23 protein-coding genes, 1 tRNA gene and 1 pseudogene are annotated in these 22,373 nt (G+C 69.1%); 18 read left to right on the top strand and 7 right to left on the bottom strand.

Annotated features, from left to right (window positions below; all coding sequences use genetic code 11):
• Window positions 1-168 precede the first annotated feature (168 nt).
• The 9 genes from ACX28W_RS09445 (at window position 169) to ACX28W_RS09405 (ending at window position 6,547) form a co-directional block, all read left to right on the top strand.
• Window positions 169-672: a tyrosinase family oxidase copper chaperone gene (locus ACX28W_RS09445; RefSeq protein WP_458998317.1), complete on the top strand. Its 504-nt coding sequence runs from the start codon at window positions 169-171 to the stop codon at window positions 670-672.
• A complete protein-coding gene (locus tag ACX28W_RS09440; protein WP_458998316.1) occupies window positions 656-1,522 on the top strand; it encodes a tyrosinase family protein in 867 nt (288 codons plus the stop codon). The genes ACX28W_RS09445 and ACX28W_RS09440 overlap by 17 nt, the downstream gene beginning before the upstream one ends.
• Window positions 1,523-2,195: 673 nt before the next feature.
• Window positions 2,196-2,462, top strand: a complete 267-nt coding sequence (locus tag ACX28W_RS09435) for a hypothetical protein (protein WP_458998315.1) — start codon at window positions 2,196-2,198, stop codon at window positions 2,460-2,462.
• A 431-nt stretch (window positions 2,463-2,893) separates the two neighbouring features.
• The gene (locus ACX28W_RS09430; RefSeq protein ID WP_458998314.1) at window positions 2,894-3,160 is read left to right on the top strand and encodes a hypothetical protein; all 267 of its coding nucleotides are present in this window, start codon (window positions 2,894-2,896) and stop codon (window positions 3,158-3,160) included.
• A 446-nt stretch (window positions 3,161-3,606) separates the two neighbouring features.
• Window positions 3,607-3,873, top strand: a complete 267-nt coding sequence (locus ACX28W_RS09425; RefSeq protein ID WP_458998313.1) for a hypothetical protein — start codon at window positions 3,607-3,609, stop codon at window positions 3,871-3,873.
• Window positions 3,874-4,350: 477 nt separating this feature from the next.
• Entirely contained in the window at window positions 4,351-4,635 is a 285-nt protein-coding gene (locus ACX28W_RS09420) for a hypothetical protein (RefSeq protein ID WP_458998312.1), read from the top strand.
• Between the two features lie 142 nt (window positions 4,636-4,777).
• Window positions 4,778-5,053: a hypothetical protein gene (locus ACX28W_RS09415; protein ID WP_458998311.1), complete on the top strand. Its 276-nt coding sequence runs from the start codon at window positions 4,778-4,780 to the stop codon at window positions 5,051-5,053.
• 367 nt (window positions 5,054-5,420) lie between these two features.
• Window positions 5,421-5,918 (top strand): DUF5949 family protein, encoded by a 498-nt coding sequence (locus ACX28W_RS09410; protein ID WP_458998310.1) that lies wholly within the window; start codon window positions 5,421-5,423, stop codon window positions 5,916-5,918.
• Complete coding sequence (locus tag ACX28W_RS09405) at window positions 5,918-6,547, top strand: vitamin K epoxide reductase family protein (RefSeq protein ID WP_458998309.1); 630 nt, start codon at window positions 5,918-5,920, stop codon at window positions 6,545-6,547. Before ACX28W_RS09410 ends, ACX28W_RS09405 begins: the two co-directional genes overlap by 1 nt.
• Window positions 6,548-6,593: 46 nt before the next feature.
• Here ACX28W_RS09405 and ACX28W_RS09400 read toward each other — a convergent pair.
• A pseudogene (locus ACX28W_RS09400) lies at window positions 6,594-7,147 on the bottom strand (Rossmann-fold NAD(P)-binding domain-containing protein).
• Window positions 7,148-7,275: 128 nt separating this feature from the next.
• Here ACX28W_RS09400 and ACX28W_RS09395 point away from each other — a divergent pair.
• The 4 genes from ACX28W_RS09395 (at window position 7,276) to ACX28W_RS09380 (ending at window position 10,382) form a co-directional block, all read left to right on the top strand.
• Window positions 7,276-7,863, top strand: a complete 588-nt coding sequence (locus tag ACX28W_RS09395) for a hypothetical protein (protein ID WP_458998308.1) — start codon at window positions 7,276-7,278, stop codon at window positions 7,861-7,863.
• A 30-nt stretch (window positions 7,864-7,893) separates the two neighbouring features.
• Window positions 7,894-8,634: a YcnI family copper-binding membrane protein gene (locus ACX28W_RS09390; RefSeq protein ID WP_458998307.1), complete on the top strand. Its 741-nt coding sequence runs from the start codon at window positions 7,894-7,896 to the stop codon at window positions 8,632-8,634.
• Between the two features lie 247 nt (window positions 8,635-8,881).
• The gene (locus tag ACX28W_RS09385; protein ID WP_458998306.1) at window positions 8,882-9,652 is read left to right on the top strand and encodes a hypothetical protein; all 771 of its coding nucleotides are present in this window, start codon (window positions 8,882-8,884) and stop codon (window positions 9,650-9,652) included.
• A 115-nt stretch (window positions 9,653-9,767) separates the two neighbouring features.
• Window positions 9,768-10,382 carry a sigma-70 family RNA polymerase sigma factor gene (locus tag ACX28W_RS09380; protein WP_458998305.1) on the top strand — a complete coding sequence of 205 codons (615 nt, stop codon included), beginning with the start codon at window positions 9,768-9,770 and terminating at the stop codon, window positions 10,380-10,382.
• A gap of 128 nt (window positions 10,383-10,510) precedes the next feature.
• Here ACX28W_RS09380 and ACX28W_RS09375 read toward each other — a convergent pair whose 3' ends face one another.
• The 4 genes from ACX28W_RS09375 to ACX28W_RS09360 all read right to left on the bottom strand — a co-directional run bounded on the left by ACX28W_RS09375 (window position 10,511) and on the right by ACX28W_RS09360 (window position 16,644).
• A complete protein-coding gene (locus ACX28W_RS09375) occupies window positions 10,511-11,920 on the bottom strand; it encodes a Cys-Gln thioester bond-forming surface protein (protein WP_458998304.1) in 1,410 nt (469 codons plus the stop codon).
• 274 nt (window positions 11,921-12,194) lie between these two features.
• The gene (locus ACX28W_RS09370) at window positions 12,195-12,662 is read right to left on the bottom strand and encodes a single-stranded DNA-binding protein (protein ID WP_458998303.1); all 468 of its coding nucleotides are present in this window, start codon (window positions 12,660-12,662) and stop codon (window positions 12,195-12,197) included.
• A gap of 272 nt (window positions 12,663-12,934) precedes the next feature.
• Window positions 12,935-15,040, bottom strand: a complete 2,106-nt coding sequence (locus ACX28W_RS09365) for a YfjP family GTPase (protein ID WP_458998302.1) — start codon at window positions 15,038-15,040, stop codon at window positions 12,935-12,937.
• On the bottom strand, window positions 15,037-16,644 hold the full coding sequence (locus ACX28W_RS09360; protein WP_458998301.1) for a dynamin family protein: 1,608 nt from the start codon (window positions 16,642-16,644) through the stop codon (window positions 15,037-15,039). Before ACX28W_RS09360 ends, ACX28W_RS09365 begins: the two co-directional genes overlap by 4 nt.
• 310 nt (window positions 16,645-16,954) lie before the next feature.
• Here ACX28W_RS09360 and ACX28W_RS09355 point away from each other — a divergent pair.
• Window positions 16,955-17,030, top strand: a tRNA-Arg gene (locus ACX28W_RS09355).
• Window positions 17,031-17,145: 115 nt separating this feature from the next.
• A complete protein-coding gene (locus tag ACX28W_RS09350) occupies window positions 17,146-17,994 on the top strand; it encodes a helix-turn-helix transcriptional regulator (protein WP_458998300.1) in 849 nt (282 codons plus the stop codon).
• Window positions 17,995-18,052: 58 nt separating this feature from the next.
• Here the strand turns inward: ACX28W_RS09350 and ACX28W_RS09345 are convergent, their stop codons facing one another.
• Window positions 18,053-18,739: an SDR family oxidoreductase gene (locus ACX28W_RS09345; RefSeq protein WP_458998299.1), complete on the bottom strand. Its 687-nt coding sequence runs from the start codon at window positions 18,737-18,739 to the stop codon at window positions 18,053-18,055.
• A 119-nt stretch (window positions 18,740-18,858) separates the two neighbouring features.
• The gene (locus ACX28W_RS09340) at window positions 18,859-19,182 is read right to left on the bottom strand and encodes a DUF1876 domain-containing protein (RefSeq protein WP_458998298.1); all 324 of its coding nucleotides are present in this window, start codon (window positions 19,180-19,182) and stop codon (window positions 18,859-18,861) included.
• Window positions 19,183-19,563: 381 nt separating this feature from the next.
• On the opposite strand from ACX28W_RS09340, the gene ettA reads away from it, so the two are divergent.
• Genes ettA through ACX28W_RS09325 form a run of 3 tightly spaced genes read left to right on the top strand, consistent with a single transcriptional unit; the run spans window position 19,564 to window position 22,327 of the window.
• Window positions 19,564-21,228, top strand: coding sequence for an energy-dependent translational throttle protein EttA (gene ettA, locus ACX28W_RS09335; RefSeq protein ID WP_458998297.1), 1,665 nt, complete (start codon window positions 19,564-19,566; stop codon window positions 21,226-21,228).
• 2 nt (window positions 21,229-21,230) lie between these two features.
• Window positions 21,231-21,641 (top strand): acyl-CoA thioesterase, encoded by a 411-nt coding sequence (locus ACX28W_RS09330; RefSeq protein WP_458998296.1) that lies wholly within the window; start codon window positions 21,231-21,233, stop codon window positions 21,639-21,641.
• On the top strand, window positions 21,638-22,327 hold the full coding sequence (locus ACX28W_RS09325; protein WP_458998295.1) for a hypothetical protein: 690 nt from the start codon (window positions 21,638-21,640) through the stop codon (window positions 22,325-22,327). Before ACX28W_RS09330 ends, ACX28W_RS09325 begins: the two co-directional genes overlap by 4 nt.
• Window positions 22,328-22,373 lie beyond the last annotated feature (46 nt).

The raw sequence follows: 22,373 nt of genomic DNA, 5'->3' as shown, positions 1-22,373 counted from the left end.
GCCGTCCCTCCGTGGGCACGGAGCCGGCGTCCCGGGCTGTGACCGGACAACAGACCGGGGGGCACCCGAACGGCCACCATTGATCACTTTCCTGGCCCCGCGGCGGTTACCGTGCGGGGCGTTCGGCGGTTACCGCTACGGACAACCGAACCGGACGAGGAGTGAACCATGGTCGTCAGCGTCGGCGGAGTACCGGTAGGTGCCGAGGACGGAGCACCGGGCCCGGCGCGGCCCGGACCGGCAGGCAGAACACGGCGGGATCTGGTGCGCGGCCTGCGCGCCTGCGTGCTCGGCGCCGCCCTGGCCTCGGTGGTCGCCGCCTCCCGGCCTCGGCTCCCCGGAGCCGGACCCGAAAACGCCCCGGGCGACACCGTCTTCGACCAGACCTACCGCGGCCGCCGCATCCGAGGTGTGTGGATCCCAGCGTCCAACGCAGCTGAGGACGGCCGGTGGCATGTCACCGTGGACGACCGCCCTCTGTATCTGATGCGCCGCGCGGACGGCACCTGGCTGAGCATGGTCGACCACTACTGCTCGTACCGGACACCGCTCGAGGCCGCCCGCGCCGCCATCGACGAACTCGGCCCCGGTCAGCGGCTGCGCCTCCTGGCTCCGGGACCGGCAGACGGGGGACACCTGCACATGGGGCACCAGCATGACGTACGTGCGTAAGAACGTCGGCACGCTCACGGGGGCCGAGAAGCGCCGGTTCGTCAAGGCGCTGCTGGAGGTCAAACGGCGTGGAGAGTACGACGAGTTCGTGCGGATGCACATCGCGTACTTCTCCCCCGACGGCGAGCACGAACGGCGCACCGCCCACATGGCGCCCTCGTTCCTGCCCTGGCACCGCCGCTTCCTGCTCGATCTGGAGCGCGCGCTACGCCGAGTCGACTCGTCGGTGACCGTGCCGTACTGGGACTGGACGCGCGACCGCAGGACGACCTCCGCACCCTGGACGGCGGACCTCCTCGGCGGCAACGGGCGCCGCTCCGACCACCAGGTGATGACCGGTCCGTTCGCCTATCAGAAGGGCCACTGGACCATCAAGGAGAGCGTGACCGACGCGGCGTTCCTCACCCGGGACTTCGGCCGACCCCGCGCCCCGATCGACCTGCCCACGAAGAGCGATCTGGAGTGGGCGCTGAAGGACCCCGCCTACGACGTGTCGCCCTGGGACTCGACGGTCACGCGAGGTTTCCGCAACAAGCTGGAGGGCTGGAGCACCGGTCGGGGCGCCGCCTCCTGGCGCAACCACAACCGCGTGCACCGCTGGGTCGGCGGGGCCATGCTCGGCGCCGCCTCCGTCAACGACCCCGTCTTCTGGTTGCACCACGCCTTCATCGACCTGCAGTGGCAACGCTGGCAGCGCCGGCACCGCGGAGCCCGCTACCTGCCCGCGAAACCGCCGCGCCCTGCGGACGCGCAGCACAAACGGATGGTGGCACGGCACGAGAAGCTGCCGCCGTGGGACGTGACGCCGGACGAGCTCGAGGACGTCAGCCGGATCTACCGGTACGCCTGAGATGACGCGGTTCATGGGAAGAGCCCCGGCGCTTGAGTGTGCCGGGGCTCTCAGGTCAGGACGGCAGACGTCAACGGTCGTCAGCGGCCGCGGCGGGCCTTCTTGCCGTTCTTCGTGCCGGTTTCCTCGCCGTTGTCGTTCTTGCAGGCGTTACCCATGGCCGGGTTGAGCCCGCCGATCACGATGTGACGGTGTTTCCGCCCACGTTGACTGGCGCGGATCGCTGGACATCGCCGTCCGGCAGGGTTTCGCGCCCCCCGGACCAGGCGCTGCGGCGAAGGTGGTCCCCTTCCGCCGGCCGGTGCGGGCCCGGTCGGCTCGTGGAGGTGCGCGCGGTCGCCCTCGGCGGCACGGTTCTCGACCGGGTGCGGTGGCCGCAGTGTCGCCCCGCGTATGCGGAAACGTGTTGGCCCTGGCGTACGCCACGGAGCCGGGGCCCCGATAGCCAGCTGCCTCAAGGGGTGCGGTGCGCCGTGTCCGAACGGCAGTTGGCCGGACGTGCCTGCCGGGACGCGGCCACCCGCTGTGTGCGCAGCAGTGCCGAGGCATGTTTTTGTCAGAAGATATTCGCTATGGGCGTTTCTCGTGGAAAAAGTAAGAAAGATCTTCTATGTTGAAGACCCTCAGTGACCAGACCATCACGGACTGTGTCGACACGAGAAACGGAGAGGTAATGCGCAAGTACCAGAAGGCTGCAGTCGTCATGGCCATGCTCGGCAGCGTCGGTTTCCTGGGCGCCGGCGTCGGCCACGCCGGCGAGGACGGGAAGTTCAGCCTCGACAACAAGCAGAACCAGCAGTGCTCGGCGGACGAAGTCAACTTCGACGCCGGGGGGACGGTCGGCGCTTTCGCTCCGACCAACGCTGCCGGCACCCAGCTCATTGACCAGAGCGAGCGCACGTCGGTGAACTGCACTCAGCTCTTCACGATTGGTAGGTGATCACCGACCAGGTGATCTAGGCAGGCCCCTGGGCTTGAACCAGGTGTCCGAGCTCCGGGGCCTGCTGTTTTGACGTCCTTGCCAGTCCATGCATGGGGGATGACTCCGCCGCCCAGTCGCGGGGGCGACCCCGTCAACGAGTCAACGCAGACCTGTCCACCTTCACGGAGCCAGGTCACCTGAGTCAGTGGCGTCGTCGTCCGCGGCAAGAACTCCTGACGCCTTGGCGAGGGCGACCCTGCGCGCCGACCACGTGACTACCCGGATGTGGCCGCCCGATACGCGCACAGCCGTGCCAGATTGTGCTCTTTTTCGAGACATTTACATGCTTGGGCGTTTCGCGCCCTAAAAGAACGCAACGTCACCTACGGTTGGCAACTGTTGGTGACCAGGCCATTACGGGCTGTGTCGACACGAGGAACGGAGAGGTAATGCGCAAGTACCAGAAGGCTGCAGTCGTCGTGGCCATGCTCGGCAGCGTCGGTTTCCTGGGCGCTGGCGTCGGCCACGCCGACGCGGACCCGAAGGTCAAGCTGGACAACAAGCAGAGCCAGCAGTGCTCGGCGAACGGAACCTACTTCAAGGGTACCGAGGCGGTCGACGCCTTCGCTCCGATCAACGCTGCCGGCTTCCAGGTCGTCGACCAGAGCAAGCGCACGTCGGTGGACTGCGCTCAGCTCTTCACGATCGGCAAGTAATCACCGATCAGGTGATCTAGGCAGGTCCCGGGGCTCGAACCAGGTGTTCGAGCCCCGGGACCTGCCGTTTTGGCGTCCTTGCCGGTCCACGTACTGGGGCACGACTCCGCCGCCCAGTCGGTGCGGGCCCGGTCGGCTCGTAGACCGCGTGCGGCGGCCCGCAGCAAGGTCCGGGCGCTCTGTGGGGGTATTCGGGCGGGGTGGCTGAAGGGGATGCCCCTCGCTGTGACCAGCGGCTGTTCGCACGGCGGTGGTCGGACGTGGACGTGGCTACCCGGATTTGGCCACCCGATACATGCATGGCAGCGACGCAACGGGTGCATTTTTTGCCCTCTATGTGAGCTATTGGGCGTTTCTTGCAGCAAAAGCCGGAAAGTTCGCCTAGATTGAAGACTGTCAGTCACCAGACCGTAACGGACTGTGTCGACACGAGAAACGGAGAGGTAATGCGCAAGTACAAGAAGGCCGCAGTCGTCATGGCCATGCTCGGCAGCGTCAGTTTCCTGGGCGCCGGCGTCGGCCACGCTGACGACGGCGGGAAGGTCAAGCTCGACAACAAGCAGAGCCAGGAGTGCTCGGCGGACGAAGTCAACTTCACGGGCACCTCGACGGGCGCCGCCTTCGCTCCGACCAACGCTGCCGGCTTCCAGCTCGTCGACCAGAGCGAGCGCACGTCGGTGAACTGCGCTCAGCTCTTCACCATCGGCAAGTAATCACCGATCAGGTGATCTAGGCAGGTCCCGGGGCTCGAACCAGGTGTTCGAGCCCCGGGGCCTGCTGTTTTGGCGTCCTTGCCGGTCCATGCGCTGGGGTGCGTGTTCGCCTTTGCAGAGCCAGGTCACCTGCGTCAGTGGCATTGAGGGGGCATGGTCGGCGTGTCCTGCGAGGCACTCCAACACGCCTCCGAAGGCGTGATGTCCTGTCGTGGCGGGTGACGGTGACGGCCCTCTGTCGGTGAAGAGCGCGCCCACTCGCTGTGGAAGCGGCTGCCCGAACGGCAGTTGACCCGACGTGGCCATCCGGATTCGGCCCACGCATCGCATGTACGTAAATGCCGGATTATGGCTTTTTTTAAGAAACTTACCCGGTTGGGGCGTTTCGTCCAGCAAAAGTCGCAAACATCGCCTACAGTCGGCAACTGTCGGTGGCCAGCCCGTTACGAGCTGTGTCAACTCGAGAACGGAGAAGTAATGCGCAAGTACCAGAAGGCAGTAGTGGCCGCGGCCATGCTCGGCAGCATCAGCTTGCTGGGCGGTGGCGTCGGCCACGCTGCGGGCGGGGACCCGAAGGTCGAGGCCGACAAGCCCCAGCAGAACCAGAAGTGCTCTGCGGACGAGAAGAATTGGACGCTTATCAACATCGGCGACGTCAATCTCTCGGTCAACGCCCTCGGTTTGCAGGTCGTCGACCAGAGCAAGCGCAAGACGGTGCAGTGCACTCAGGCCGCTGCCCCCGCCGCCCCCGCCGCCCAGTAATCACTTATCAGGTGTCGGCGGCCATCGAGGCTCGATCAGGCGTCCGAGCCCCGGAGCTTGCCGCCTGGCTTCGTTGCCGGTCCAAGCGTCCGGAACGACTCCGCGGTCCAGTCCCGGGGGCCAACTGTAAAGGAAAAGGCAGATGCTCAATTCAAAGAAGATCGCAGCGGCAATGGGCGTCCTGGGGAGCTTTGCTCTGATCGGTGCCGGTGCTGTCCAGGCCTTCGCCGTTAATGGCTCTGGCATGTGCGTCGGCGACGGTTACACGAGCTGCTCGCAGGTGAGGGAGTACCGGCAGGTCACCACCGACAAGCGCGGAAACGTCACCTTCGTCAACGACTCGACGCAGAGCTGCCCGGCTTCGGGCGGTCAGATCAACTGCGTCAGCAGCTTCGGCGTCGCCGGCAAGAACTCCTGACGTCCGACCGAGACGGCCGAGGCGCCCATTTGTCGTCGGCGCCCGTCGCGTAAGGCCACCCGTGCAGCAGAGGAGGGCCGGAACCCGGTATCGGGTCCCGGCCATCCCTGTTTTGTCTCCTGGCCCTTGAAGTCAATCACTGGCCCCCTGGGAATCGCCTCGAAGAGTCCGCGGTCACTGCTCTCTGAGCAGGGGCGGTCACCCCGCAACTTTCCCTGGTGGCCACTCAGGCCCGCCACTCGGTCCCGTCTGGCAACGTCTGCGTCAACGACCGCGTCCCTCGTTCGTGTGGTCGGTCGCTCGGTCATTCGCCCGGGCGGGTGAGGAGACGACCGGGTCCGTTCGAGCACGTCGATAAGGTTCCACGGTGACCTCAACCTCAAGTGAAACGCGCCCTTTCCGGGGCGCCGATCTCGGCACGCTCGCCGTCATGGCCTTCAGCGGTGAAGCGCCCGACGGCGACATGCCCTATCTCCTCGCCTGCTCCCTGGGCGACGGCGAAGTCGGGCCGGAGGGCACCTCGGCGGCCATCGAGCAGCTGCTGCGCGACAACGGTCTGCCCGTAGGCGAAACGCTCCTCGACGGTTCCCGGCGGCCGAGCCTGCCGCTGACGCTGCTCGTCGAGGCCGACCAGGCCGTCGTCACGATGCCGCACCCCAACGCCCAGCGCGCCGCGCCGCCGGCGTGGCTCGAAGCGGTCGGCGAACGCGGCTACGCCCACTTCCCGTTCGCCCGCCGCGCCTGGCCCGAGGCCCACCCCGGCGAGCCCCTCGAGCCGGAGAGCCTGACGGCCTCCGTGGGTGACGAGGAGACCCTGCTCAGCGCGGCGCAGGTGCTTCCGCCCGTGCGCAGGCTGCGCGGCTGATGACGTCCACCGCGGAACGAGGGGCGAGCGGCGGCAGCGGTACGTTCGTGCGGACCGCGGGCGGCAGCCGCGCGTTCGCCCTGCTGCTGGTGATCACCGGTGCGGCCGGTCTGCTGGCCTCGTGGGTCATCACGATCGACAAGTTCAAGCTGCTGGAGGACCCGGACTTCGTGCCCGGGTGCAGCCTGAACCCGGTCGTCTCCTGCGGCAACATCATGACGAGCGACCAGGCCTCGGCCTTCGGGTTCCCCAACCCGATGCTGGGTCTCGTCGCGTACGGCATCGTGATCTGCGTGGGCATGAGCCTGCTCGCCCGGGGCGCCTTCGCGCGCTGGTACTGGCTGACCTTCGACGCGGGCACTTTCTTCGGCGTCGGATTCTGCACCTGGCTGCAATACGAGTCGCTTTACCAAATCAATTCGCTGTGCCTGTGGTGCTGTCTGGCCTGGGTCGCGACCATCATCATGTTCTGGTACGTGACCTCGTTCAATGTGCGCAATGAATTCCTGCCCGCGCCGGTCTGGCTGAAGAGCTTCTTCGGCGAGTTCACCTGGGTCCTGCCGGTGCTGCACATCGGCATCATCGGGATGCTGATTCTGACCCGGTGGTGGGACTTCTGGACCGGCTGAATATCCGGACGGGCTGGGCGCGCCTGGTGCCCGGTCGCGCAGCCGCTCAGCCGAGGAGCCGTACCGGCGTGCCCGCCAGAAACGCCTCGATGTCCTCGACCGCCGCGCCGTAGTACGTCTCGTAGTTGGCCCGCGACACATAGCCGAGGTGCGGGCTGGCGAGCAGGCGCGGGGCCGAGCGCATCGTGCTCTGCCAGGGGCCGCCCGCCCGCAGCGCGTTGTTCTCCGTGACGATGCCCCGTGCGAGGCCGAGCAGCAGCGCCCAGGTCAGTTCGACCGGGGGCGTCGAGGTACTGGGCGTGCCGCACACCGTCACGTCGTGCGTCTCGGCGGCCGTGTAGTCGATCACCGTGTTGCGCATCCCGGAGGCGATCAGCAGCTTCAGGCGGGGAGCCGTGACAGCAGCGATGCCGGGAAGGGCACCCGCTCGCGCAACGTGACGACGATGTCGAAGTCCGCGAGCTCGGCGGCCAGCGTGTCCTCGTCGGGGAAGTGCTCGGTGAAGCTGACGACCTCCACCTTGTCCGCGATCGGCGACCAGTCGGCGATCTCGGTCGCCACGCCCTGGAAGTCGTCCAGCACGGCACAGCGAAGTTGCATGTCAGGTCCTTTCCAGGCTCAGCCGGACCCTACCCGAGCGACGACAGGGCGCCCGGGCGGCCCCGGAGGAGGCGGCTCCTCCGGAAACCGCGACGGCCGTTCGCCCCCCGTGGCAATATCTGTGCTCCATGAGTGCGTCCCTGGCATTACGGAGCTTGCGCGCGGCGGTGTTCGCCGTGCTGTGCGTGCTGCTGGCGGCCGGGGGGCACGGGCTGGCGACGGGGCAGGCGCCACCGCTCTGGGCGGACGGTGCCGGGTTCCTCGCCGTCTTCGCGGTGGGCTGTCTGCTGGGCGGCCGGGAGCGGTCCCTGCTCGGGATCGGCGGCGGAATGCTGGCCGCGCAGGCTGGACTCCACCTCGGGTTCGAAGCCGCTCGACCGCACATGGCGATGAACATGCACGGGGCGCACATGACGCACGCGCACACCCACGCCATGACGCCCCATGCCACGGCCGCGCACGTGGCCGCCGCCCTGCTCGCAACCTGGTGGCTGCGGCGTGGCGAGGCCGCTCTGTGGTCCCTGTTGCGCTGGGCCGTGGCGCTTGTGCCGGGGCTCGCGGCGTGGTGGCGGGTGCGCACCGGACCGTCGCACGTACAGGTCCACAGGGACGTCGTACGCCGGAACTGGACGGAGCCGCGGCCGCTTCGGCAGGTGCTGCTGCGGCACGCCGTCTCCCGTCGGGGACCGCCGGCGGGGCTCGCGTACACGCCCTGACCGCATCCACACCAGTACGGAGTTCCACTGATGTCCCCGATACGCACCACCCTGCGCCGGGCCGGCCTCGTCGCCGCCCTGAGCACGGCCGGAGTCCTGACCGCCGCCGGCGCGGCCTTCGCTCATGTGACGGTCCACCCCGAGAGCTACGCCAAGGGCGACACGGACGGCGTGCTGACCTTCCGTGTCCCCAACGAGGAGGACACCGCCAGCACCACGAAGGTGCAGCTCTTCCTGCCCACCGACCACCCGGTCCTGGGGGTCCTGGTCACTCCGCAAGTGGGCTGGACCGCGGAGGTGACGACCACCAAGCTCAAGACGCCCGTCAAGACGGACGACGGCACCATCACCGACGCCGTCTCCGAAATCACCTGGACCGGTGGCAGGATCCGGCACGGCGAGTACCAGGACTTCAACGTCGCCTTCGGTCAACTGCCTGACACCACTGACCAGTTGAGCTTCAAGACACTGCAGACCTACTCGGACGGCAATGTCGTCCGCTGGATCGAGGAGACGCCGGAGGGCGGCGAGGAGCCGGAGAACCCGGCACCGGTTCTCAAGCTCACCGCCAAGGCCGCGGGGGAGGACTCCTCCGATGCATCCTCCACCACGGCCTCGTCGTCGGCATCGGACGCCAAGACCTCTACCGCGAGCGGCAAGAGCAGTGACTCGACCGCTCGCGGCCTGGGCATTGCCGGCCTGGTCGTCGGGGTCCTCGGCCTGATCGCGGCCGGATTCGCCCTCGCACGTGGCCGGAGCGCCCGGTCCTAGCCGATGCGCGGCTGCCGTCCCGCCGGTGTCAACTCCCGTCGGCGGGGCGGACCGCCCACCGCTGCTCGACCTTGACCAGCCGCCAGTACGCCACGGCGGCGGCCCGGACGACCATCGGTGAACCCGGGCACGTACGCACGTGGGCCGGCGGCTTGGCCTCCGCTCCCGGGCTGCTGCCTGAGTGAGGCGTGAGAAATTTGCGTACCCACCCGTGACGACGGCACCCGGATGCGAGGATGAGCCCGCCATGACTGCAGGGTGGTGTTCTCGCACGGTACGGGCCGCGGTGTTCGCGGTCGTCTGTGTGCTGCTCGCCGCCCTGGGGCACGTGACGATGTCCGGCGGCGTGGTGCCCTGGTGGGCCCTGGGCGGCTCGGGCGCGGTGATCGGCGGCATGGGCTGGTGCCTGGCCGGCCGGGAGCGTGGACTTCCCCTGATCGTGTCCTCCGTGGTCGCCGCCCAGGTGGCACTCCACTCGGCGTTCTCACTCGCGCAATCGTCGGGGTCCTCGGGGGCATGGGGCGCGGCAGTCTCGGTCTTCACCGGCGCGGACACCCTGTCCTTGCGGTCCCTGCTCATGGGGTTCACGGGCCACGGAGTGAGCTCGATGTCCATGGGTGCGGCGCACATGGACTCGGCACATATGGGTGCCGCGCACGTGGGCTCAACGCACACGGGATCCATGGGCATGGGCGCCATGGACATGGGATCGATGGATCCCATGGGGCATACAGCGGGCGGCAGCTCGTCCTCGCTCGGGATGCTCGCCGCCCACCTGCTGGCCGCTCTGCTCTGCGGCCTCTGGCTCGCGCACGGAGAGCGCGCCGCCTTCCGTATCCTGCGCGTCCTCGCCAGTCGGCTGGCCGCCCCGCTGCGGCTGCTGCTCGCGCTGCCCGCGCCGGCGCACCGCCCGCGCCTTCGTGTCCGCCGCAACCGTTCGGTCCGCGCGCCGCGCCGGCTCCTTCTCGTCCACGCGATCACTTCTCGGGGTCCGCCCGCCGGGACCGCTGTCGTCTGAAAGACAGCCGGTTCCCCGGGGCGTTCTCCGCGTGCCCGGGCCTCGGCCGTACGTAGTCGTGCGGCCATATCCCCTGACGGACCCTCGGCCCTCGCGCGCCCGGTTCGGATCCCGGATGACCCGAGAAGGACACCAGGTGACCACTCCTGCCCTGCCCACCTCACGTGACGAATCGCTGACGTCCTGGGCGCTGGCCGCCCGTGGCGGCGACCCCGTCGCCGTCGACCACTTCGTGCGCGCCCTCCAACGCGACGTACGCCGCTACGTCACCTACCTGGGCGCGGACCCACAGATCGCCGACGACCTCGCCCAGGACACCTTCCTGCGCGCCCTCGGCAGCCTGCACCGCTTCGAGGGCCGCTCCTCGGCCCGTACCTGGCTGCTGGCCATCGCACGCCGCGCCGTGATCGACAGCTTCCGGCACGCGGCGGCCCGGCCCCGCCTGACGGATTGCGACGACTGGCGGCTGGCCGCCGAACGCGCCCAGCCGCGCGGTCTGCCCGGATTCGACGAGGGCATCGCGCTCGACGAGCTGCTGGCCGAACTGCCCGAGGAACGCCGCGAGGCCTTCGTGCTGACCCAGCTCCTGGGACTGCCGTACGCGGAGGCGGCCCTGGTGAGCGACTGCCCCGTCGGCACGGTCCGCTCACGCGTGGCCCGCGCCCGTACCGCCCTGATCGCGTCGCTGGACGACGCCGAGCGCTGCGGACTGGTCGATGCGATGGCCTGACCGGCGCGGCCGAGAAGAAACGCGGCCCCGGACGCCTGGTGGGCGGGCCGGGGCCGCGGGCTCACTGAGTCACCGTGCGGCGGTCACTCACTGTTGAGTTGCCAAGGTGCGGTTTCTGTTCAGTCCTGTCAGTCCTGCGTCGGTGCCTGCTTCTTGCCGACGAGGAGCAACGCCGCACCGCCGACCACGACCAGGGCGATGGCTACGCCCGCGATGATCGGGGTCGCGCCGGAGCTGCCGGTCTCGGCGAGGTTGGTGTCCGAGGCGGAGGCGTCGCCCGTCACCGCCGGGCTCGGCTCACCGACCGTCTGCGTCGTGATGTCGCTCGCGCTGCCCTGTGTCTTGCAGTCGAGCATGCCGGTGAACCGCTTCTCGAAGCCGTTCGAACCCGTGATCGTGAAGTCGTACGCCTGGTCCTCCGGCAGCGGGACCGTCACCGTCTCGGACTCGCCCGCCGCGATGGTGCGCTCGACCCCCATCAGCTCGAAGGTGAACGGCGCGTCGCCCTCGTTGACCGCTGTGACGTCCACGCCGTCCTTGGCGCAGTTCTTCTCGGCGGACAGCGCGGGTATCGCGCCCACCTTGGCCCAGTTCGCGGTGGCCGTCGCGGAGACCGTGGACTCGCTGGAGCCCGCGAGGATCTGCGTCTGGCTGCGGGTCTCCGAGGCGAAGGCACGGCCTACCGGCACGGTCGTGGACGCCTGCACGGTCAGTGCCGTCGAACCGTCCGTGCCGTCCTTCGGCACGTCGAAGTAGAGCCGGCTGCCGTCCGCCGCAGAGGTGATCGCCTCGCCGTTCTCGTCGACGACCTGCACCCCGCCGGCGAAGGCGTCCGCGGGCGGCGTCACCGTCACGCTGTCCGCGTTGGTGCGCACCGTGACCGGACCGAGCCTCTCGCCGGCGTGACCGGAGACCGCCGGCGGGTCCAGGGTCAGTGAGGCCTTCGGCTCCGCCACGCTCCGGGCGCTCTTTTGCAGATAGTCCGCGAGCTTCTCCGCCTGCGGGTCCACCGCGTCCACATCCGCGCCGTCCGAGTACCGCCAGATGGCCACCTGCGTGCCGGCCGCCGCGTCCTGCTCGGTGAGGCCACTCGCGTCGGCCTTCTCGGCCAGGGCGGCGAGGTCGTTCACCTGCGGGTAGGAGTTCTGCAGGATCCAGCGGATCTTGCCCGCGTCCTTGTTGCCGTTCAACGACGTGCCGCTCCAGGAGGTCTCCTGGTACTTGGCGTCCCGCTGCGTCGGGTTGTGGAGGTCGACGCAGTAGGTCTGCAGCATGCCGCCGCCGTCGACGGACATCTCGAACAGCCCCGCGGACACCTGCTGGTCCACGCCGTTGTCGTGGATCACCGCGGACCCGTACGTCTTCAGGCCACCCAGGGTGGCGGTCGCGCCGCCCTGGCTCTGCGGGGCCTCCTCGGCGACGGCGGCACCGGCGGTGGCCATCGCCCCCACGCCGACGAGCCCCGACACCAACGCCGCGGCGGCGAGGCGAGCGGCCCCTCGCCTGCGCGCGAGCAACGCAGAGAACGAAGAAAACACAGAATTCCCCTTCGAGCAGGACCCGTTGACATGGGGGGACGGTCCCGCCAGCAGAATCAGAAGCCCCGTGAGCTATATCCGGCATCGTAAGGACGCGGCGCACCGCCCTCCCCGGTCAGGCCGTGGGATAACCGATCCGAATCGGAATCGTTATCGGTCGGCAAGCCTGTGAGCTGCGCTTATCGACAAATCCATGGGGAGTGCCCGGAAAGAATCCGCCGATAAGCCGCAGTTCTGCACGGAACGTTCGTTCAGGTCGTACCCATCCCTGACATCACGTCACTCCGGCTGGTTCCGGCTGCCGTTGAGGCCCGGCCTCGGAGGGGCTGCCCGGGTCCGTCGCCCAGCTCGGCTCGGGACGGGGCGCCAAAGCCGTGTCCCCTTCCTTGTTCGGGCGCCGGAAAGCGGACGTGCCGCGGGAAAGGTCGTGGCCGATCGCCACCGCGTCGATGTCCGCCGAGGTCCAGCTCTGCCCCTCGCGCACCTCGGTACGTACCTTCAACCTGCCCTGCACGACGACGGGATCGCCCACCGACACCGACGCCCCCACGTTGGTGGCGAGCGCTCGATTGGCCCACACGGTGAAGAAGTTGGTGTGTCCGTCGGTCCACGCGCTCTTCTCGCGGTCCCAGTACCGCGCCGTCACCGCCAGGCGGAACCTGGCCGAAGCTCCGTTCGCCAGCTCTCGATACACCGGCTGCGTCGCCACGTTGCCCACCGCGCAGACCATCGTCTCGTTCATGCTCGAACCCCTCTCCCGTCGGTGCGTCTGACGCGGCGATCGCATGCTGTGCGGTTGCATGCGCTGCGATCGCCGCGAGTTCAGATTGCCTCCGTCGGGCCGAGCCCGCTGAGCGCTGTGCACAACCGGCCGGTTGTGGACAACGGCGCCACCCGAAGGGGTGCGGCCACGTCATCGACCAGGGAAGATGTCCCCATCACAGGTCCCCATCACAGCTCCCCGTCAACAGGTCTTCTCCGTCAACAGGTCCCCCTCGCGGGTCCCATCACCAGTCACCCGACCGGCGTCGACGCCCCCGTGACCCGCACGTACTGCTCCCGTACCTCCCGGTACCGCAGCAACTCCGCCGCCACCGGATCCAGGACCCGTGCCCTCCCGCACCCGGCGGCGGCCTCCCGCAATCGCCGTTCGGCTTCGAGCCCGTACCGGCGGGCCGGTCCGCGCGCCGCCATCCTGCTGCTCCACTCGACGGCCGGACCGCCGATGATGCCCGCCACCATCAGCAGCGCCGGCACCCCGAGATTCGGTGCCATGAACCCGATGACCTGCCCCAACAGCCAGAGCCCGCCGACGACCTGGACGATCGTCATCAACGCCTGCGCGAGCACGGCGACCGGCCACCAGCCCGGACGCGGCGGACGCCCCACCGGTGTCGTGGCGCCCACCACCATCTCGTCCAGCGCCTCCGACAGCCCCTGCGCACCGCGTACGGCCGCCTCGCGCACCGCCTGCGCCCAGGGGGCGGGCAGGCCGCGGACCGCCCGGTCCGCCACCGTTCGCACGGCCTGCTCGACGCGCTGGCGGGCCGTGGCCTCCTCGTCCGCGGGGGTCGGCACCGCCAGCCGTCCGGTCGGTGCCGCGCCCCGGCCCTGACACCAGCGCCACAGCCGCAGCCAGGGCGTGCCGCAGGCGCGGTTGGCGTTGCGGCGCCACGCGCGCTCGGCCGCCTGGCCGGCCGCGGTGGCACCCACCGCGTCCGCGAGCCGGTTCGCGAACTCGTCGCGTGCCTCCTCGCTGAGCCCGGTCCGCCGCCCGGTCGCGTAGACGGGTCGCAGCCTCGCGGCGGCCCCGTCGAGATCGGCTGAAATTCGACGTGCGGCGGCGCCGCGCTCGGCCACGAACTGACCCAGGGACTCGCGCAGTTCGCCGACACCGTCCCCGGTGAGCGCGGACAGCGCGAGCACGGTCGCGCCCGGTTCGCCGTACTCGCCCAGCGCGATCCCGTCCTCGTCGAGCAGCCGCCGCAGATCGTCGAGAACCTGGTCGGTGGCCTCACCGGGCAGCCGGTCCACCTGGTTGAGGATGACGAAGGTGACCTCCGCGTGCCCCGCCATGGGCCGCAGATAGCGCTCATGGAGGACGGCGTCCGCGTACTTCTCGGGGTCCACGACCCAGATGACCGCGTCGACGAGTGCCAGGATGCGGTCCACCTGTTCGCGGTGCTCGACGGCCGCGGAGTCGTGGTCGGGCAGGTCGATCAGGACGAGGCCGCGTAGTTGCGCCTCCGCCTCCGGGCTCTGCAGCGGACGGCGGCGCAGCCGCCCGGGGATGCCGAGCCGGTCGATGAGCGTCGCCGCGCCGTCGCTCCAACTGCACGCGATGGGGGCCGCCGTGGTGGGCCTGCGTACCCCGGTCTCCGAAATGGCCACCCCGGCGAGTGCGTTGAAGAGCTGCGACTTGCCGCTGCCGGTCGCCCCGGCGATGGCGACGACGGTGTGCTCCCCGGAGAGCCTGCGGCGTGCCGCCGCCTCGTCGAGGACCCGGCTGGCCTCGGCGAGCGTCCTGCTGTCGAGCCGGGTGCGCGACAGTCCCACGAGCTCGCGCAGCGCGTCGAGCCGAGACCTCAGGGGCCCGTCGTACGCGAGAGGGGGCGGCGGGGCCTGTACGGCAGCCTTGCTGACCAGTACCGGAAGTACCGGAGCCTCCTGGCCGGCGGCTGTCTCGGACACGCGACGGGCGATCAGTCCGTCGTCCCAGGCGGTTTCCGGCTCGGTACGCGCGGATGCGTCGTCGTCCGGCACGCGCGTGTGCTCGGCGACGCGCTCCACGCGCGCGTGCCCGTCCAGAGGAGGGGCCACGGGGGAGATTTCCGCCTTGGCCTCTTCCGGCTCCTCAGAGGGCTCCCCAGGCCTCTCGGAGTCCCCTCCGGCACGTTCGCCGTCCGCGGTTTCCTCGAGGTCCCCCTCCGGAGTCGCGCCCTCGGAGCGAGAGTCCTCGGAGCGAGAGTCTCCGGAGCGAGAGCCCTCGGAGCGAGATTCCTCGGAGGGACCCTTTTCGCAGGAGCCGTGGTCGGAAGTGCACGTGCCGTCTTCGGAGGGCTCGTCTCCGGGGTGGTCGGCGTGATCCGTGTGATCTGTGACGGCAGTCACCGCGGTCACCTCTCCTTCTGCAGTACGGACAGCGCGGCGATGAGTTCGGCCTGGGGCTCTGGATGTACGTCGAGGGCGTCGAGCGGTGCCAGACGCCGCTCGCGTTCGGTGTACACCGCCCTGTCGACGTATTGGGTGAGGAGGCGCCCGCCCCGGTCGCGCAGCCGCAGGGCGCCGTGCGCGCCGATCCGCTCGGCGAGCCCCTCGCCGACGGCCCGCGCCCTGCGCCCGCCCAGGAGTGCGGTGGCGACCAGCGCGGCGACGACCTCGGCGTCCGGTGCGACGCTCTTGTCGAGGTGACCGACTTCTTCCTCGACGTACTCCTCGAGGACTCGCCGCCAACGCCGTACGGCCATCCCGATCCGGTGCTCGGCGCTCTCCAGCGTCGGATCGCGGTCCGTCAGTCCCGGAGCGCCCGCGGCCGGTTCGCGCCGCCAGGCCTCGTCCACGCGTTCGTCGGCGGCCGTGACGGAGCACAGCAGGAGTGCGCCCAGGCTTTCGACGAGCGCGTCGAGCAGTTCGTCGGCGGTGCAGTCCAGTGGGTAGGCGCGCCACCGCTTGAGCGCGTCTCCGGAGAGCACGGCACCGGCCTGCAGACGCGCCTTCACGCGTGCGTGCTCGCTGTCGTACGCCCCGTCCACGGCCGCGGTGAGCCGCAGCGCGGCGGCGTACTGCGCGGCGGCCGCGCTGGCCAGCTCCGGCATCCGGGTCTTCAGCGAGTCGAGGACTCCGTGGGCCGTGCGAGCCATCGACTGATGCCGGGCTCCCGGTTCCTGCGCCTGGTGCACCAGCCACGTACGCAGCGGCGCCACGGCGGTGGCCGGCAGCAGGCCGCCGCCCCACGCGGACTCGGGCAGCTCCGGCACGGTGAAGCGGGGCACCTCGCCGAGCCCGGCCTTGGTGAGCAGGGCGCCGTACTGCCGTGAGACCTCGGACACCACCTGGTGGGGCACCCGGTCGAGCACCGTGACCAGGGTCGCCTTGTGCTCCTTGGCGGTACGCAGCAGATGCCAGGGGACGGCGTCGGCGTACCGCGCGGCCGTGGTCACCATGACCCAGATGTCGGCCGCGCAGATCAGTTCGGCGGCCACTACGCGGTTGTCGGCGACGAGGGAGTCGATGTCGGGCGCGTCGAGGAGGGCGAGGCCGCGGGGGAGGGTGTCGGCGGTCTCGATCCGCAGCACGCGTTCCCCGCGCTCGACGAGGGCGTGCAGGTCGTCGCCGGGATCCTGATGGGGCACCCACACGCGCGTGAGGTCGGGAAGAACCCGCATTCCGCTGAACCAGTGGTGGTCCTCCGGGTGGCACACCAGTACCGGTGTACGGGTCGTCGGCCGCAATACGCCCGCTTCGCTGACCCGGCGGCCCACGAGCGAGTTGACGAGGGTCGACTTGCCCGCCCCGGTCGACCCACCGATCACGGCGAGAAGTGGTGCTTCGGGTTCTCTCAACCGGGGCACCAAATAGTCATCGAGCTGTGCGAGCAGTTCGTCGCGGTTGGCACGCGCGCGTGGAGCCCCCGTCAGGGGCAGCGGAAAGCGTGCGGCGGCGACACGGTCGCGCAGGGCGGAGAGTGCGTCGAGCAGCTGAGGCCGTACGTCCAAGGTCACCACATGCGAAGAATGCCCAATTTTGGAGGCTTTCTGAAGCATATGGGCATGTCTGCGCGCCGACAGGACACACGGGGCGGAAGGGACGACTGGGGCGCAGGCATAACGAGTGCACAACACCCGGTGCGTGAGACGTCAAAAGCGGTGCACGATTCGTACCTGCCTGCGATTATCAGGACCGCTTCACCGAACCTCCACATCAAGCCACGGAGACGAAGCATCAGGGACAAGGATCCGGGAGCTCTATCCTTGTCCCCGGCAAGGTCACGGATCGGCCCACACCCGGGCACCACGACACAGGCCACCACACCCGGCCCCCGTAGCTCAGTGGATAGAGCAGGCGCCTTCTAAGCGCTTGGCCGCAGGTTCGAGTCCTGCCGGGGGCGCCACTCCCCGCCCTCCCTTTGGGAGGGCTTTTTGCTGGGTTCCTCGTCCCCCGTCACGCCGACGCCGGCAGACGTGCCGTTTAGGCTGGTCGGCGGTTGCCGAAGAAGAGGGGATCAGGTGACTGCTCAGGAACAGCGGGGGGAGCTCGCCCAGTTCATCCGGAGTCGGCGTGAGCGGCGAAAGCCCGAGGACGCGGGGCTGTCCGTCGTCGGACATCGGCGCACGCCAGGACTGCGGCGCGAAGAGGTCGCCATTCTCGCCGGCCTCAGCATCACCTGGTACACGTGGCTGGAGCAGGCTCGGGAGATCCGGGTCTCACGGCAAGTGCTCGGCAGTCTCGCCAAGGCGCTGGGACTCGATCCGGTCGAGCGCGATCACCTGTTCCGGCTCGCGGGTGAGGTACCACCCGGGGACGCGCCGTCGAGCTCCGAACTCCCGCAGCAGTACGAACTCTTGCTCACGCATCTGGATCCGAACCCCACATTCATCGTGAACCGGCGCTTCGACATCCTGGCCTGGAACCGGGGATGCGAGCTGCTCTACGGCGACCTGGGATCTGTGTCCCCTCAGCGCCGCAACGTCCTGTGGCTCACGTTCACCTCCCCCGAGGTGAAGGCCATGTCCCAGAACTGGGAGGAGGAGGCCTCGTACGCTCTCGCGCTCTTCCGCACCCAGGTGGGTGAGGGCGTTCTGGCTCCCGAGATCGTCGCGCTCCTCAAGGAACTGGAGGAGTCCAGCGCGGACTTCGCCCGGTTGTGGCAGCTCAAGGAGGTGGCGCCGTTCGTCCCGAAAGCACGCACGGTCAACCATCCGCGGCTCGGCGTGATCGAATTCGAGTACATCAAGATGCATGTCGCGGGCGATGACAAGACGCTCGTGTCGTATCTGGTGAAGCCCGGGTCGGACCTCGAACAGCGCCTGGGGGAACTGATCGAGGAGCGCGAACGCACCCCTTCCGGTCCGTGATGCGCGACCTCCGGAAGGGCTGTCGGCGGATCGGCCCGGCTCTCAGGGCGAGACGTGGTCAGGCGACGGTGAAGCCGCCGTCGACCGGGAGGATCGTGCCGGTCACATACGTCGCGCCGATGAGGTACGTGATCGCGTCCGCCACCTCGCCGGGCTTCGCGACCCGCTTGATCGGCAGATCCTGTGCCATCGCGGCGAACTGAGCCTCGCGCGTCTCCTCGGGCAGGAACGACCACCAGGGCGTGTCCACGGCGCCCGGTGCCACGGCGTTGACGCGCACCGGCGACAGCTCGGCCGCCAGCGGCGACACGGCGCGCTCGATCGCGCCGTTGACCGCGGCGAGCGTCACGGTGCCGGGGGCGGCCGCGCGCGCGGTGGCGGCGGACACCACCGTGACGGACTCGGTGACCTGCGCCTTCTGAATGGCGTGCAGGTAGGCGAAGAGCTTGCCGTCGAACGCGCTCCTGATGTCTGCGGCCCTTACTCCGGCCAGTGGGCCGAGACCGAGCGCGCCCGGGCTGAAGGCGAGCACCAGATGGTCGAAGGGGCCGACCCGCTCGAAGAACTGGGCCACGGCATTCTCGTCGGTGCCGTCCACCTGCTCGGCGCCGGCAACGCGGTCCTTCACCGCGGCCAGCTTTTCCGCGTCGCGCCCGGTGACGATCACCTCAGCGCCGGTCGCCGTCAGTTTCTCCGCCGCCGCCAGGCCGATGCCGGACGTTCCACCCATGATCACAACACGCATCAGTTGCCTCCCGTCGTTCACTGCTTGCCCCATCGATCCTGGTGGGGCAAGCAGGAACCATCCAGATGCGCGTTGTGCTGGTGGCATCGCTACCAGTCAGATACCGGCGACACCCCGGTTCACCTCAGGGGATGCGAGGTCCTGCCCGATGCCTCGTCGATCTCGTTGTGGGCCTTGGTCAGGAGCTTCATCGCCAGTTCGTTGAGTGCTCTGGCTCCGGCCACCTCCTCGCCGACCCTCGGCTGGTTGGCGTCGGAGGGGTGGCGGCTGGCGTACCCGTGGGCGCGTACTTCGTTGCCGTCGGAGAGTCTGAGGAGGGCGGCGGCGCGGGTGCGGTGGTCGTCCTCCTCGAATTCCAGCTCGACGTGCCAGCCGACGGCGGTCCGTGCCTTCGACTCAGTCGTTTGCGGTTGAGCCGACTGCGTGTGTGTCGTCTGCGTCATTGTGATCACCTCCGGGGCGGGCCCCCAGTCCCTGCTACGGCCCTACTACCAGAGTGGGCTCCTTCACCCGACTCCGCACGGGGTGGCGGCCGATGCGGACATGGAGTGGTCGCGCGGGTGCGCAGAGTCCGTGCACCCGCGCCGGTCAGGTCAGTTGACGCACCCGAGTACGGGCGGGTTGCTGGGCGCCTCCGGGGTGTCCTCGGTCCGCGCGAAAGCGCCCGAAGGCACGCAAAGGCGACAACCAGTGACAGACCCACTACAGAGTCGGAACCCCAGGTCACGGCCCCTCCGTCGAACGGGTTTCCTTCGAGGGGTAGCCGTCAGGCAAGATGGGGTGTATCTGCCCACTGCCGATTTCAAGCGTCCGGACGGTTTCTCTTGGCTGAGTTCATTTACACCATGCGCAAGACGCGCAAGGCGCACGGCGACAAGGTGATTCTCGACGACGTCACCCTCAACTTCCTGCCGGGTGCGAAGATCGGTGTGGTCGGTCCGAACGGTGCCGGTAAGTCCACCGTCCTCAAGATCATGGCGGGGCTCGAGCAGCCCTCCAACGGTGACGCGTACCTGTCGCCCGGTTACAGCGTCGGCATGCTGCTCCAGGAGCCGCCGCTCGACGAGTCCAAGACCGTTCTGGAGAACGTCCAGGACGGCGCCGCCGAGATCATGGGCAAGCTCAAGCGTTTCAACGAGGTCGCCGAGCTGATGGCGACCGACTACTCGGACGCGCTGATGGAGGAGATGGGCAAGCTCCAGGACGACCTGGACCACGCCAACGCCTGGGATCTCGACGCCCAGCTGGAGCAGGCCATGGACGCGCTGGGCTGCCCGCCCGGTGACTGGCCGGTCACCAACCTCTCCGGTGGTGAGCGCCGCCGCGTCGCGCTCTGCAAGCTGCTGATCGAGGCCCCTGACCTCCTCCTCCTCGACGAGCCCACCAACCACCTGGACGCCGAGTCCGTGCAGTGGCTGGAGCAGCACCTCGCGAAGTACGCGGGCACCGTCGTCGCCGTCACCCACGACCGGTACTTCCTCGACAACGTCGCGCAGTGGATCCTCGAGCTCGACCGCGGTCGCGCGATCCCCTACGAGGGCAACTACTCCACGTACCTCGACAACAAGGCCTCCCGCCTCAAGGTCGAGGGCCAGAAGGACGCCAAGCGCGCCAAGCGGCTCAAGGAAGAGCTCGAGTGGGTGCGGTCCAACGCCAAGGGGCGCCAGGCCAAGTCCAAGGCGCGTCTGTCCCGCTACGAGGAGATGGCGGCCGAGGCCGACAAGATGCGGAAGCTGGACTTCGAGGAGATCCAGATCCCGCCGGGCCCCCGCCTGGGCTCCATCGTCGTCGAGGTCAACAACCTCTCCAAGGCCTTCGGGGAGAAGGTTCTCATCGATGATCTGAGCTTTACGCTGCCGCGTAACGGGATCGTCGGTGTCATCGGCCCGAACGGTGCCGGCAAGACCACGCTCTTCAAGATGATCCAGGGTCTGGAGACGCCGGACTCCGGCACGATCAAGGTCGGCGAGACCGTCAAGATCAGTTACGTCGACCAGAGCCGCGAGAACATCGACCCGAAGAAGTCGCTGTGGGCCGTGGTCTCGGACGAGCTGGACTACATCAACGTAGGCCAGGTCGAGATGCCCTCCCGCGCGTACGTCTCCGCCTTCGGCTTCAAGGGTCCCGACCAGCAGAAGCCGGCCGGTGTCCTCTCCGGCGGTGAGCGCAACCGGCTCAACCTGGCGCTGACCCTCAAGCAGGGCGGCAACCTGCTGCTCCTCGACGAGCCGACCAACGACCTCGACGTCGAGACCCTGTCGAGCCTCGAGAACGCGCTGCTCGAGTTCCCGGGCGCCGCTGTGGTCGTCTCCCACGACCGCTGGTTCCTGGACCGGGTCGCGACGCACATCCTCGCGTACGAGGGCGAATCCAAGTGGTTCTGGTTCGAGGGCAACTTCGAGTCGTACGAGAAGAACAAGGTCGAGCGACTCGGTGCGGACGCGGCTCGCCCGCACCGCGCGACCTACAAGAAGCTGACCCGGGGCTGATCTTGCGGCACATCTACCGCTGCCCGCTGCGCTGGGCGGACATGGACGCGTACGGCCACGTCAACAACGTGGTCTTCCTCCGGTACCTGGAGGAAGCCCGTATCGACTTCCTGTTCCGCCCGGAGAAGGACTTCAAGCAGGGGTCCGTGGTGGCACGCCATGAGATCGACTACAAGCGGCAGCTGGTCCACCGGCACACGCCGGTGGACATCGAGCTGTGGGTGACGCAGGTAAGGGCGGCGTCGTTCACGATCGCCTACGAGGTCAAGGACCCTGACCAGATCTACGTCACGGCCTCGACGGTGATAGTGCCGTTCGACTTCGCCGAGCAGCGGCCGCGCCGGATCACCACCGAGGAGCGCGAGTTCCTGGAGGAGTACCGGGACGACGCGGACGAGGCCGTCGCGGCATGACCGCGCTGCACCTCGCCGACGAAGGGGAGGCGGCGGACCTCGCCGCCTTCCTCGCCCGGCTGATCCACTACGACCGCGCGGCCGCCGTACGCCTCCAGGCGTCCGGCACCGCGCTCGCGGTCTTCGGGCGGCCGCCGTCGTTCGAGGTCCTCGCGATCCGTACGGCACGGCTCGCCAAGCCGTACGAGAACGGGCTCGACGTCACCCTCGACGTGACCGTCTCCGCCGGTGAGTTCCTGGAGTCGATCGACGAGCCGGCGGCCACGGTCGCCGTTCCCGAGGCCGTCACCGGGCCGCCCTGGGCGGGAGTTCTGCCTCCCCGCGGCGGCTGGCAGCAGGAGCCGGGGCTGCCGACGCCGGACGCCGTGCGCGCGATGGTCGCCGCCGCGGTGGCCGAATTCCGGTCCCGTACACAGGAGTTGGCGCCTGAGCGGCGTACCCGTGCCGAACTCGACCGTATCGGGCGGGAGATCTGGTCCCGGCCGATCGGTGACACCGGCCTGCCGGTGCGGGCCGCGCACGCGGCACAGTCGCTCGGGTTCCTGCGTCCGGCGCGTCAAGTCACCCCGGACGAGGGCCTGTTGGGGCTGTACGCGTCCGGTGCGTGGCTGCGGCTGCGTACGCCCTATGGCTCGATCGCCGTACGCAGGGCGGGACTCGGAGCGCTGGACGTGAGCGTTCGCTGACGCCCAGCGGCCGAGGAGGGTGCGGGCTGCGCCGTACAGCGCGGCC

The sequence above is a fragment of the Streptomyces sp. SD15 genome, from assembly GCF_054462255.1.
The sequence above is the reverse complement of the archived record's forward strand: the minus strand, read 5'-3'. Positions and strand labels throughout refer to the sequence as shown.

What these genes read in the sequence shown, in the direction of transcription:
- ACX28W_RS09440 (WP_458998316.1), top strand. Translation starts at nt 656, where the DNA reads ATGACGTACGTGCGTAAGAACGTCGGCACGCTCACGGGGGCCGAGAAG.
- ACX28W_RS09390 (WP_458998307.1), top strand. Translation starts at nt 7,894, where the DNA reads ATGTCCCCGATACGCACCACCCTGCGCCGGGCCGGCCTCGTCGCCGCC.
- ACX28W_RS09430 (WP_458998314.1), top strand. Translation starts at nt 2,894, where the DNA reads ATGCGCAAGTACCAGAAGGCTGCAGTCGTCGTGGCCATGCTCGGCAGC.
- ACX28W_RS09405 (WP_458998309.1), top strand. Translation starts at nt 5,918, where the DNA reads ATGACGTCCACCGCGGAACGAGGGGCGAGCGGCGGCAGCGGTACGTTC.
- ACX28W_RS09435 (WP_458998315.1), top strand. Translation starts at nt 2,196, where the DNA reads ATGCGCAAGTACCAGAAGGCTGCAGTCGTCATGGCCATGCTCGGCAGC.
- ACX28W_RS09380 (WP_458998305.1), top strand. Translation starts at nt 9,768, where the DNA reads ATGACCCGAGAAGGACACCAGGTGACCACTCCTGCCCTGCCCACCTCA.
- ACX28W_RS09395 (WP_458998308.1), top strand. Translation starts at nt 7,276, where the DNA reads ATGAGTGCGTCCCTGGCATTACGGAGCTTGCGCGCGGCGGTGTTCGCC.
- ACX28W_RS09325 (WP_458998295.1), top strand. Translation starts at nt 21,638, where the DNA reads ATGACCGCGCTGCACCTCGCCGACGAAGGGGAGGCGGCGGACCTCGCC.
- ACX28W_RS09345 (WP_458998299.1), bottom strand. Translation starts at nt 18,739, where the DNA reads ATGCGTGTTGTGATCATGGGTGGAACGTCCGGCATCGGCCTGGCGGCG.
- ACX28W_RS09340 (WP_458998298.1), bottom strand. Translation starts at nt 19,182, where the DNA reads ATGACGCAGACGACACACACGCAGTCGGCTCAACCGCAAACGACTGAG.
- ACX28W_RS09370 (WP_458998303.1), bottom strand. Translation starts at nt 12,662, where the DNA reads ATGAACGAGACGATGGTCTGCGCGGTGGGCAACGTGGCGACGCAGCCG.
- ACX28W_RS09415 (WP_458998311.1), top strand. Translation starts at nt 4,778, where the DNA reads ATGCTCAATTCAAAGAAGATCGCAGCGGCAATGGGCGTCCTGGGGAGC.
- ACX28W_RS09445 (WP_458998317.1), top strand. Translation starts at nt 169, where the DNA reads ATGGTCGTCAGCGTCGGCGGAGTACCGGTAGGTGCCGAGGACGGAGCA.
- ACX28W_RS09425 (WP_458998313.1), top strand. Translation starts at nt 3,607, where the DNA reads ATGCGCAAGTACAAGAAGGCCGCAGTCGTCATGGCCATGCTCGGCAGC.
- ACX28W_RS09385 (WP_458998306.1), top strand. Translation starts at nt 8,882, where the DNA reads ATGACTGCAGGGTGGTGTTCTCGCACGGTACGGGCCGCGGTGTTCGCG.
- ACX28W_RS09420 (WP_458998312.1), top strand. Translation starts at nt 4,351, where the DNA reads ATGCGCAAGTACCAGAAGGCAGTAGTGGCCGCGGCCATGCTCGGCAGC.